11 protein-coding genes are annotated in these 11,261 nt (G+C 62.3%); 8 read left to right on the top strand and 3 right to left on the bottom strand.

Going from position 1 to position 11,261, the window contains the following annotated elements:
• Positions 1-14: 14 nt before the first annotated feature.
• A complete protein-coding gene (gene hmpA, locus NJC38_RS16730; protein ID WP_253115931.1) occupies positions 15-1,196 on the bottom strand; it encodes an NO-inducible flavohemoprotein in 1,182 nt (393 codons plus the stop codon).
• A gap of 237 nt (positions 1,197-1,433) precedes the next feature.
• On the opposite strand from hmpA, the gene NJC38_RS16725 reads away from it, so the two are divergent.
• Positions 1,434-1,871: a YqaA family protein gene (locus NJC38_RS16725; protein ID WP_045492276.1), complete on the top strand. Its 438-nt coding sequence runs from the start codon at positions 1,434-1,436 to the stop codon at positions 1,869-1,871.
• Here the strand turns inward: NJC38_RS16725 and NJC38_RS16720 are convergent.
• A complete protein-coding gene (locus NJC38_RS16720; RefSeq protein ID WP_045492275.1) occupies positions 1,864-2,364 on the bottom strand; it encodes an Lrp/AsnC family transcriptional regulator in 501 nt (166 codons plus the stop codon). The genes NJC38_RS16725 and NJC38_RS16720 overlap by 8 nt on opposite strands.
• Before the next feature lie 138 nt (positions 2,365-2,502).
• On the opposite strand from NJC38_RS16720, the gene NJC38_RS16715 reads away from it, so the two are divergent.
• The 5 genes from NJC38_RS16715 to NJC38_RS16695 all read left to right on the top strand — a co-directional run bounded on the left by NJC38_RS16715 (position 2,503) and on the right by NJC38_RS16695 (position 8,607).
• Complete coding sequence (locus NJC38_RS16715; RefSeq protein WP_045492274.1) at positions 2,503-3,441, top strand: DMT family transporter; 939 nt, start codon at positions 2,503-2,505, stop codon at positions 3,439-3,441.
• A 287-nt stretch (positions 3,442-3,728) separates the two neighbouring features.
• Positions 3,729-4,400: a (2Fe-2S)-binding protein gene (locus tag NJC38_RS16710; protein WP_253115929.1), complete on the top strand. Its 672-nt coding sequence runs from the start codon at positions 3,729-3,731 to the stop codon at positions 4,398-4,400.
• The gene (locus tag NJC38_RS16705) at positions 4,400-5,395 is read left to right on the top strand and encodes a xanthine dehydrogenase family protein subunit M (protein ID WP_045492273.1); all 996 of its coding nucleotides are present in this window, start codon (positions 4,400-4,402) and stop codon (positions 5,393-5,395) included. The genes NJC38_RS16710 and NJC38_RS16705 overlap by 1 nt, the downstream gene beginning before the upstream one ends.
• Positions 5,392-7,608, top strand: coding sequence for a xanthine dehydrogenase family protein molybdopterin-binding subunit (locus NJC38_RS16700; protein ID WP_045492272.1), 2,217 nt, complete (start codon positions 5,392-5,394; stop codon positions 7,606-7,608). Before NJC38_RS16705 ends, NJC38_RS16700 begins: the two co-directional genes overlap by 4 nt.
• Before the next feature lie 15 nt (positions 7,609-7,623).
• Entirely contained in the window at positions 7,624-8,607 is a 984-nt protein-coding gene (locus NJC38_RS16695; protein ID WP_253115927.1) for an XdhC family protein, read from the top strand.
• Here NJC38_RS16695 and NJC38_RS16690 read toward each other — a convergent pair.
• Positions 8,580-9,185: a nucleotidyltransferase family protein gene (locus NJC38_RS16690; protein ID WP_253115925.1), complete on the bottom strand. Its 606-nt coding sequence runs from the start codon at positions 9,183-9,185 to the stop codon at positions 8,580-8,582. The genes NJC38_RS16695 and NJC38_RS16690 overlap by 28 nt on opposite strands.
• Before the next feature lie 111 nt (positions 9,186-9,296).
• Here NJC38_RS16690 and NJC38_RS16685 point away from each other — a divergent pair, with 111 nt between their 5' ends.
• Together NJC38_RS16685 and NJC38_RS16680 are read left to right on the top strand one after the other, a co-directional pair.
• Positions 9,297-9,866 (top strand): flavin reductase family protein, encoded by a 570-nt coding sequence (locus NJC38_RS16685; RefSeq protein WP_253115922.1) that lies wholly within the window; start codon positions 9,297-9,299, stop codon positions 9,864-9,866.
• Positions 9,867-10,177: 311 nt separating this feature from the next.
• Entirely contained in the window at positions 10,178-11,239 is a 1,062-nt protein-coding gene (locus NJC38_RS16680; RefSeq protein ID WP_253115920.1) for a transposase, read from the top strand.
• Positions 11,240-11,261: the final 22 nt, after the last annotated feature.

Raw genomic sequence — 11,261 nt, 5'->3', positions numbered from 1 at the left:
CTCAGCTCAATCGGTCAGTCAGGCAGTTGCCCGGTAGGGCCGAAGAACTCGTGATGGCTCTGCGCCTCAGGCACGCCCAGTGCTTTGAGATCGCGGCGCACGCTGCTCATAAAACCGACCGGCCCCAGGAAGTAGGCATCCACATTGCGATCGGCAGGCAGCCAGCTGGCCAGCACTTCCTGGCAAAGACGCCCTTGGGCATCAAAACGGTCACCGGCCTCAGGCTGGCTGTAGCAGACGTACAGGCTCAGCTGTGGGTGCTTGCGCTGCTGCTCTTGCAGCCATGGGCGGAACGCCTGCAGGCTGGCATTGCGGGCACTGTGAATGAAGGTGATCGGCCGGCCGCTGGCCAGCGCGCTTTCCAGCATCGGCAGGGTCGGGGTGATGCCGACACCGGCGCTGATCAATACCAGCGGACGCGACGAGTCTTGCAGGGTGAAATGCCCGGCTGGCGGGAACAGCTCGACCCGGTCACCGACCTGCAAGTGATCGTGTAAATACCTCGAAGCGATACCCTGCTCATCGCGCTTGACGCTGATCCGGTAGCCACGGCCGTTGGCCAGTGCCGACAGCGAGTAATTACGGCGCAGTTCCTGGCCATCAATGTTCAGCTTCAGACCAAGGTACTGGCCAGGGGTGAAGTCCAGCACCGCACCACCGTCCAGCGGTTCGAAGTAGAACGAGGTGATCTGCGCGCTCTCTTTTTCCTTGCCCACCAGCTTGAAAGGACGCGCCCCACGCCAGCCGCCCCGGGCCTGTTCGTTGTGCTGGTAAGCGGCTTCTTCGGCGCCGATCAGGATATCGGCCAGTTGACCGTAAGCGGCGCCCCAGGCATCGATCACCTCGTCGGTCGCAATGTCTTCACCCAGCACTTCACGAATGGCGCGCAACAGGCAAGTGCCGACAATCGGGTAGTGCTCCGGCAGAATCTGCAAGGCCACGTGCTTGTTGACGATCTGGCCCACTAACGGGCCAAGGGCTTCGAGACGGTCGATATGCCGGGCGTACATCAGCACCGCGTTAGCCAGCGCCCGTGGCTGAGCACCGCTGGCCTGGTTGGCCTGGTTGAACAGCGGACGCACCTCGGGGTATTCACTGAGCATCATGTTGTAGAAGTGAGTGGTCAGCGCTTCGCCACCGGACTCCAGAAGAGGAACAGTGGCCTTGATGATCGCGCGTTGCGGGTCGGTGAACATGGAATGACTCCCTGGCGGTTAACGGTTGCCATAGCAGAGTCAACTTCCGTGCCAGGCCTTCAGGCCTTTTAATTCAAGGGTTTAAGCGCTCTTGTGTCATTTCGACTCTTGTATTTTTGTAGTCAGGATGACTCTTTTGGTCAAAATGACTAATGGCATTATTCAGCAACACCTTTATGCAACCGGCGATAAATCTCACGCTACTATGCGTGCCTTTATCGCTTCGACCCTTCCTTCATGTTCGAACTCTCCAGCTACCTCGGGCTGTTCTTCGCCGCCTTCGGCGCCGCCACGCTGTTGCCCATGCAGTCCGAAGCCGTGCTGGTCGCGATGCTGATCTCCGGCCACTACCTGACCTGGTTGCTATTGCTGGCCGCCACCACCGGCAATGTGCTGGGTTCGATCAGCAATTGGCTGATCGGCCGCTCGGTCGAACGGTTGCGCCACAAACGCTGGTTCCCGGTCAGCGAAAAACGCCTGCAACAGGCTCGTGGTCATTACCAGCGCTACGGTTACTGGTCGCTGCTGCTCAGTTGGGTGCCGGTGATCGGCGACGCCCTGACCGTGGTCGCCGGGGTCATGGGCGAGCCGCTGTGGCGTTTTAGCTTGATCGTCAGCCTGGCCAAGGGCTTGCGCTATCTGGTGGTGGTGTGGCTGACCCTGGGCTTTATCTGACGCGATTGGCCGCCAACGCCAGCCCATCTGGCGGCAAGGGCAGGGCGGTCTTGTACAACACCTGCTTGAGGGCAAAACTGGAGCGAATATTGGCCACCCCCGGCACTTTGGTCAGGTGCTCAAGAATGAAGCGCTCCAGCTCATGGATATTGGGCACCAGAATGCGCAGCAGATAATCGGCGTCACCGGTCATCAGATAGCACTCCATCACTTCAGGTCGCCCGGCCACCGCCGCCTCGAAGCGCTGCAACGCGCCTTCGTCCTGCTTCTCCAGGCTCACATGAATGAATACGTTCAGGTCCAGGCCCAGCACCTTGGGGTCGAGCAGGGTGACCTGACCCTTGATCAGCCCGGCCTCCTGCATGGCTCTGACCCGATTGAAGCAGGGCGTCGGCGACAGATTGACTGCGCGGCCCAGGTCCGCATTGGTGATGCTGGCGTCGCGCTGCAGGCTGTCGAGAATGCTGATATCGGTACGGTCGAGCTTCTTCAAGAGAATAAACCTCTTTAAAAGGATTGATTAGCAGAGTTTAGTTCTGCAAACGGCTTGCTGGGTAGATAAAAGCGCAAAGAATCTCTCTTGCACCTTTATTAAGATTTCTCCTGCACAGCCACTGCCGCCGGAGCCATCATGATCAATACCAGCAAACCCGCCACCCACTTGCCCGCAAGCCATGGTCTGTTGGCTTCGCCCCAGGCCAAGGGCGTGTTGTTACTGGTACTGGCGATCCTGATCTGGGGCGCCAACTGGCCAGTGATGAAGGCCGGTTTGCAGCACATCACCCCGGTGTGGTTCTCCGCCGTGCGCTTCGCCGCCGGTGCCGCCTGCCTGTTTGCCCTGCAACTGGCCACGGGTAGCCTGCGCGTGCCGGGCCGTCGCGACCTGCCACTGATTCTCAGTGTCGGCCTGCTGCAGATGCTGACCTTTACCGTGCTTGGTGCCATGGCCATGACCGAAGTGCCGGCCGGCCGCTCGGCGGTGCTGGCCTACACCACCCCGCTGTGGGTGACGCCGATTGCGGTGACCTTCCTCGGCGAGCGGCTGTCGCGTCGGCAATTGATCGGCACGCTGTTCGGCGGCATTGGCGTGGCTGTGCTGTTCAACCCGCTGACCCTCGACTGGGGTAATACCACCCTGCTCAAAGCCAACCTGATGCTGATCGCGGCATCGATCTGTTGGGCGCTTTGCATATTGCATCTGCGTCATGCGTCCACAGGCACCAGCGCCTATCAACTGGCGCCCTGGCAGATGCTCACCGCCACCGTACCGTTGCTGGTGCTGGCGCACGTGGTGGAAGGGCCGTTCACCGGTGATGGCTCCATGGCGCTGTGGCAGATCCTGTTGTTCATGGGGCCATTGGCGACCGCGTTCTGCTTCTGCGCGGTCAATGCGGCGAGCATGTGGCTGTCGAGCACCAGCATGTCGACCGCGATGCTCGGCGTGCCGGTGGTGGGGCTATTGATGTCGGTGCTGTTCATGGGCGAGCAACTGACCCTGCCGCTGATTGGGGGGGTAATGGCGATTCTCGGCGGCATCGTGATCGTGACCTGCAAGCGCAGCGGCGACTGAGCTCAGGCGCCAGCCACAGCCACAGCAAGACGACAGATCAATCGCTTAATACCACCCCTGGCGTTGGGGGGTGTAAGGTTTATCCCACCGCCTGTGCTGCCCGGTAATCAGGGGCAAGGCGGGGGCGCGGCGTGCAACTGATCCGCTCAACGCATCATCAAGCTGAATCTATTCATCCGGGCAGGGTCACCTGATTGGACCGGTCGGAACCGAGGCGTGTGGCAATGAACCACCGCCCGACCTGACTGCTAGCGCCTTCGTGAGCGCACCACTCAATGGTGAACCTGATGAAAAAATCCAACACGCCAGGCACGGCCGTGGCCGGGCAGGACAGCCCCGCATTACATGCCTCACGGCGCAATTTTCTCAAGGCTGGCGCTTCCGGCATCGCCGCCGCCACCGTTGCAACCTGGGTTCCTGACGGTATGGCTCAATCAGCACCGGTCGTCAGCCAGCCACCTGCCGCCGGGCCGGCCGCCGGTGAGCAAAGCATCGAACTCAAGGTCAACGGCCAGAGCCACCGGCTCAACGTGCCGGCCAACGCGATCCTGCTCGATGTGCTGCGTGACCGCCTGCAACTGACCGGCACCAAGAAAGGCTGTGATCACGGTCAGTGCGGGGCCTGCACCTTGCTGGTCAATGGCGTGGCGATCAACTCGTGCCTGTCCATTGCCGTGCAGCATGACGGTGATGAAATCACCACCATCGAAGGCCTGGCTCAGGACGGCAAACTGCACCCGGTGCAGCAAGCATTCTGGGAGCACGACGCCTATCAATGCGGTTACTGCACCTCGGGGCAGATCATGAGCGCCGTCGCCATCCTCAATGACCCGAATATCGGCAGCGATGACGCCAGCGTGCGTGAGGCCATGAGCGGCAATATCTGCCGCTGCGGGGCCTACAAGAACATCCTTGCGGCCGTGCAGTCGGCGCGGGGCAAGATGGGGAGGCCGGCCTGATGCGTACCTTCGACTATCTGCGTGCTTCATCGCCGGCCCAGGCGGTCGGCCAGGCCAGCGGCGACGGTCAGCGGTTCTACCTGGCTGGCGGCACCACCTTGCTGGATCTGGTCAAGCTTGATGTGATGCAGGCCGAGCATCTGGTGGACATCAATCGGCTTGACCTGCGCAAGGTCGAGCCGCTGTCCGACGGCCGTCTGCGGGTCGGCGCGCTGGTCAGCAATACCGAGCTGGCCAATCACCCCTTGGTCCGCGAGCGCTATCCGGTACTGGCCCAGGCGATTCTGCAGGGCGCCAGTACTGCGCTGCGCAACAAGGCGACCACCGCCGGCAACCTGATGCAGCGGGTGCGTTGCAATTACTTTCGTGACGGCCTGTCACCGTGCAACAAGCGTGAGCCGGGCTCCGGTTGCGCAGCCGTTGACGGCCTGAACCGCAGTGTTCACGCGGTACTGGGCACCAGTGACCAGTGTATTGCCGCGCACCCCTCGGACATGTGCGTAGCCATCGCCGCACTGGGTGCTCAGGTGACGGTGCAAAGCGCGCAAGGCAGCCGCGACATTGCGTTTGCCGACTTTCATCTGCTGCCAGGCAGCACGCCATGGAAGGAGCATGCTCTGCAAGCTCACGAGTTGATCACTCACCTGACCCTTGATGCGCCGTTGCCGGGTAGTCGTTCGGCCTACCTGAAGCTGCGTGATCGAACCTCTTACCAGTTCGCTCTGGCCTCCAGCGCTGTGGTGCTGGTGCTCGATGGCGAGCGCATCACCGACGCGCGCATTGCCCTGGGCGGCGTGGCCAGCAAGCCATGGCGCGCCAGCGAAGCCGAGCGGGCACTGATTGGCCAGCCGGTATCGCTGGCGCTGTATGGCCAGGTCGCGCAGTTGGCGATGAAGGACGCCCGTGGCTATTCCCACAACGCGTTCAAGATTCCTCTCGGCCAACAGGTCATCACCCGTAACCTCCGTGATCTCACGGCCCAGGAGCTGGCATGAACCAGAACGTGATTGGCAAGGCCCACAAGCGTGTTGATGGCCGCCTCAAGGTCAGCGGTGAGGCGCGCTATGCGGCCGATTATCCGCAGCAAGGCCTGCTTTACGCCTACGGGGTATTCAGCACCATCGCCAGTGGCAAGATTCTGGCAATCGATGATGCCAGCGCCCGCGCCATGCCGGGTGTGGTGGATATCCTGCATCACGGCCATCGCCCGGACATGCACCGTACACCTGATGAGGCCATGAGCTTTGACAAGTTGCTGCAGGCCAGCAAGACCGACGAACACCGGCTGCCGTTCGAAGATGACCAGGTTTACTACCCCGGCCAATTCGTCGCGCTGGTGGTCGCGCAGACGTTCGCGCAGGCGCGGGCAGCGGCCCAGCGCGTCACGGTTCGCTACGCGGCCCAGGACCCGGTGCGGAGCCTGGAAGAGGGGCTGCGCATCAACGGCTTCAAACCCGCCAGCGGCAGTCACGAGCGGGGTACGCCAGAGCCGGCCTATCAGTCGGCCGCGCAGCGCATCGACGCGACCTATACCACGCCGGTGGAAACCCACAACCCGATGGAAATGCACGCCACCACCGCCCACTGGCAGGACGGTCGGCTGTACGTGGAAGAGAGCACTCAGGGGGTCGTGAACCATCGCAACCTGCTGGCCAATGTGTTTGATCTGGCGCCGGAACAGGTCGAAGTCCGGGCGCCGTTCATTGGCTCCGGGTTTGGCGGCAAGCTCTGGCCCTGGCCGCACTCCATTGCTGCCTGTGCAGCGGCCAGGCTGACCGGCCGCCCGGTGCAACTGATGCTGCCCCGTGCGCAGATGTTCAGCACCGTGGGCCATCGTCCCGAGACCCGCCAGCGCCTGCGCCTGGCGACTGACGACAAGGGCCGGCTGGTATCGCTGCGTCACGAGTCGTTCAATAGCACCTCGACCCTGGACACCTACATCGAAACCTGCGGCAGCGTGACCAAGAGCCTGTACAGCTGCGCCAACGTGCTGGTCACTCACCACACCAGTGCGGTCAATCGCGGCACCCCGACGTCCATGCGCGCGCCCGGCGCCGCGCCAGGATTGTTCGCCCTGGAGTCGGCTATCGATGAAATGGCCCTGGCTGCCGGCCTTGACCCATTGGCATTTCGCCAGCTCAACCTGGCCAGCAAGGATGAGAGCACTGATTTGCCGTGGTCAAGTAATCACCTGCCCGAAGCCATCGACAAGGCCGCCGAGCGTTTCGGCTGGAAGCAGCGCAATGCTCAGGTCGGCTCGATGCGTGATGGCGACGAGATCATTGGCTACGGCATGGGCGCCTGCAACTGGGAGGCGTTTCAGGTCCCGACCGAAGCCCGGGTCAGCCTGCGCGCCAACGGTACCGCGCTGGTGCAATGCGGGGTGCAGGACATCGGCACTGGCACCTACACCATCGTCGCCCAGACGGTCAGCGAACTCACCGGGCTGCCGGTCGAGCGCATTGAGGTGCAATTGGGCAATTCGTCGTTCAGTCCAGGCCCGGTGTCTGGCGGCAGTTGGGTCACCGCCAGCATCATGCCGGCGCTGGCCGGTGCAACCCGCGAGGCGCTTGATAAACTGCGCAGCTACGCCACTGCCGAGAGCGGTTTTTTTGCCGGTGAAAAGCCCGACACCCTGCAGGTCCGTGACGGTCGGTTGGTCAAGGGCGAGCGGCAGGTCAGCTTTGCCGACGTACTGGCTCAGCAACGTCTGGCCCGCGCCGAAGGCACGTATCACAGCGAGCAGGGCAAAGAACAGAAATACTCGTTTCGCTCGTTCGGTGCGCATTTTGTCGAGGTGCGCTGGGACCCGGGTATCTCGCGGCTGCGAGTGGCCAGGGTGGTCAGTGCCATCGATGTCGGCAAGGTAGTCAACCCGCTGGCAGCGCGCAACCAGGTCGAAGGCGCCATCGTGATGGCGGTCGGCATGGCCCTGTTCGAGGCCACCGAGCACGACCCGCGCACAGGCTTGCCGGTCAATGACAACTACGCTGAATACCTGGTGCCGGTGCACGCCGATCAGCCCGAAATCGAGGTGATTCTGCTCGATTATCCGGATCTGAACCTTAACGAATTCGGCGCCAGGGGCATCGGCGAGATTGGCATCACCGGTCTGGCCGCAGCAGTCGCCAATGCCGTGTACCACGCCACCGGGCAGCGTATCCGCAGCCTGCCGATCACCAAGGAAAAGCTGATGGCCGGGGTCTGAGCCCAGGGGAGTGTCATGCAACAGCTTGATTTGCAGGTCATACAGCAGGCCCGCGACTGGCTGGCCCAAGGCCGGCCGGTGTGGTTGTGTACGGTGCTGTCCACTTATGGCTCGGCACCGCGCGGGCCAGGGGCGATGCTGGTTGCGCTGGCTGGCGGTGAGCATCGCGGTTCATTATCCGGCGGCTGCATCGAAGAGGACTTTTTGCAGCGTCTGGCCGACGGCACATTACCGCATCGCAATCAGCGGGTGCGTTATGGCGAAGGCGGGTTTGCGCCCAATCTGGTGCTGCCGTGTGGCGGTGTACTGGACGTGCTGGTGGAGTACCTGTCACCGCGTGCCGAGGTCGATCGGCATCTGGCCAGCGTGGAGCGGGCCCTGAGCGCCGGCCCGTGGTTGATTCGCGAGGTCAGCCTGCACGGGCAACTGCCAGCGCAATCGCCCGGCAGCCTGAGTCATCCACGGGTGGCGGTCACTCCGGAGCAGGTTTCAATCCGCATCGGCGCGGTACACCGGCTGCTGCTGGCCGGCTTGTCACCGGTGGCCGAGTTCTGCGCCAGCTTCGCTCTGGCGCTGGGCTACGAGGTGATTCTCTGTGAACCGCGCACCGAACTGCTGGCCGGGTTTTGCGTGCCGGGCGTCGAGGTGTGTCCGGTGCTGCCAGCGCGGTACATCGAGCAGGGCGGTTGTCATGCGGCGACCGCCGTGGTCGCGTTGACCCACGATCCACGTCTGGATGACCTGACACTCATGGAGGCGGTGCGCAGCGAGGCGTTCTACATCGGTGCCATGGGCTCGCGGCAGACCAGTCACAAGCGCATGGAGCGCCTCCAGCGCATCGGCGGGCTGGACGCCCGGGCGCTGGCACGCATTCATGCGCCGATCGGCTTGAATCTGGGCAGCAAGACCCCGGCGGAAATTGCCTTGGCGGTGATGGCGGATATCCTTGCCAGCGCCAATGGCATGCACGCTCAACAGGTCTGGTCGCGCAGCACCTGAGCCAACGCGGCCGGGGTATCGGCGTCGAGCAGGATGCCCCGGTCGGCGGTCTCGACCCTCACGCAGTACTCGCTGTGCGCGGCGAGCAGTGCCTTGGCGCCTCGGTCGCCACGCAACTGCTGCAATTGCGGCCAGAAGTGTCGGCCAATGATCACCGGATGGCCCTGCTGGCCGTCATGCATCGGCACGATGATGCGCTGCGGGCCTGCCAGCGCCGCCAACGCCACTAAGGTTGCCGGGTTCAGCCAGGGCATGTCTGCCAGCAGGATGGCCACCGCCTCGGCAGGCGCGTCGGTCAGCGCTGATACGCCACTGGCCAGGCTATGGCCCATACCCAGATCTGCCTGCGGGCTGCGCACCACGCGCACTTGAGGGGCCAGGCCCAGCGCGGCGGCATCGTCTTGCTCGCGCAGCACCACACGCACATCGGCAAACGCTTGGCAGGCGTTGGTGCAACTGCTTTGCAGCACCCGGCGGCCGTCGGCAATCAATGCCTGGCGCTTGTCACTGCCAAAACGTCGGCTGCTACCCGCCGCCAGAATCAGCGCGGCCACCAGAGGGGAAGGGGATGGAGACATCAAGCGCTGAGTCCTTGTTTGAGCATTACCAGCCGCAAGTGTGGCATCTTTGCAGCCTTGTGTAAGGCGACCATCTTCGCCGGCACCACGTTTATCAGCAAGAGAGCGCCCATGAATCCGCATATGCATCCCGTTGAACTGGACAAAGCCTACCGCCTGGTCAACCACGGCCCGACCATCCTGGTCTCGGCCAGCCACGGCGGCACCGACAACGTCATGGCCGCCGCCTGGGCCTGTGGCCTGGATTTCTCGCCCTCCAAAGTCACTGTGGTCATCGACAAGATCGCCCGCACCCGTGCTCTGGTCGAGGGCAGTGGCTACTTTGCCCTGCAAGTGCCCAATGTTGCCCAACTGCAATTGACCCAGGCGGTGGGCACCCACAGCCTGAACGACGACCCGGACAAACTGGAAAAATGTGGCGTGCAATTGATGCACGTGGACGGCTTCAAAACGCCTCTGGTGGTGGGCTGTTCGGCGTGGCTGATCTGCAAGGTGATCGACGAGCCACATAACCAGCAAGCCTACGACCTGTTCATTGGTGAGGTGGTGGGCGCCTGGGCGGACGATCGGGTGTTCCGCAACGGGCATTGGCAATTCGCCGAGGCTGGCCCCGAATGGCGCAGCCTGCATTACATTGCGGGTGGGCAGTATTACGCCATTGGCGAGTCGGTGGTGGCTTAGCAACCCGCTGGCCTGCGAAAGGGGCAGTAGAAACAATGCCGATCAGTTAAGCGATTAGCAGGTTTGGCTCGGCTTCGGTGGGAGATCACCCGCTGCCATGGCACCGCGCTGTCGCGCAGCAAACACGCAACCTCCGTAGGAGCAGCTTTAGCTGCGAAAGGCTTCGCAGCTAAAGCTGCTCCTACGGGGTGTCCTTACCAAACTGGTGCGAAAAGCCCCTTCCTTCAGGTGGGGGATGAAAGCGCCACCGCGAAGCGGTCATAGGGGTTAAAATCCACAAAACCGCCCCTATTCTGTGTTTCATGACTGAAATGAAAGCGACCAAAACCCTCAAGATTCGAGTGCGAGACAAGCATGCAGCGCAGCTGTGTGAAGCTTCTCGCGCTGTGAATTTTGTGTGGAACTACGTAAACGAGTTGAGCAGTCGCTCGATTCGTGAGCGTGGTCGTTTTCTGTCGTCGTTCGACATTCACAAGTACACCAACGGGGCCGGCAAAGACCTGAGCCTGCACAGCCAATCGGTGCAGGCTGTTGCCGACGAATATGTCACACGGCGCAAGCAGTTCAAAAAGCGCCAGCTACGCTGGCGCTGCTCGGGCGGCGCTCGGCGCAGCCTGGGCTGGGTGCCCCTCAAGGCCGGCGCTGCTGTCTGGAAAAACGGCCAGGTCGTCTTCAACAGACAGCACTTCAAGGTCTGGGACAGCTACGGCCTGGCGGGCTTTAAATTCAGATCCGGTAGCTTCAACGAAGACAGCCGTGGACGCTGGTATTTCAACGTCGTGGTCGAAGTCGACCGGCAGTTATCGCCAGGCCAGGACGCGGTGGGTATCGACCTCGGACTGAAAACCACGGCCACCTGCAGCGACGGTGATCGCCTTGAAAGCGGCAGGTTCTACCGGGATCTGGAAAGAGCCCTGGGCACGGCCCAGCGGGCCGGCAAGAAGGCCCGTGTACGGGCGATTCACGCCAAGGTTGCGAACCGCCGCAAGGATTGCCTGCATAAGTTCAGCAACGCGCTGGTAGCGCGTTGTGGCGTTATTGTGGTGGGCGATGTGAACTCACTGAAACTCGCGAAAACCAGGATGGCCAAGTCGGTGCTGGACGCCGGCTGGGGTCAATTGAAAACCATGCTGGAATACAAATGCGATCACGCAGGCACGGTTTTCAAGGTTGTCAGCGAGATAAACACCACCCAAACCTGTTCGGGCTGCAAGCAATTGCCGGACTCGAGGCCGAGAGGTATCGCAGGGCTTGGAATAAGGGAATGGACTTGTTGTGGGTGCGGTGCCACCCACGACCGCGACGTCAACGCCGCAAAGAACATTCTCGCGCTCGGGCATGAGCGTCCAGTTGTGGGAATCCCCGCCCTTTAGGACGGGGAGGATGTCAAAGTTG

This window comes from Pseudomonas sp. 21LCFQ010, from assembly GCF_024129905.1.
Classification (GTDB): domain Bacteria; phylum Pseudomonadota; class Gammaproteobacteria; order Pseudomonadales; family Pseudomonadaceae; genus Aquipseudomonas.
The sequence above is the reverse complement of the archived record's forward strand: the minus strand, read 5'-3'. Positions and strand labels throughout refer to the sequence as shown.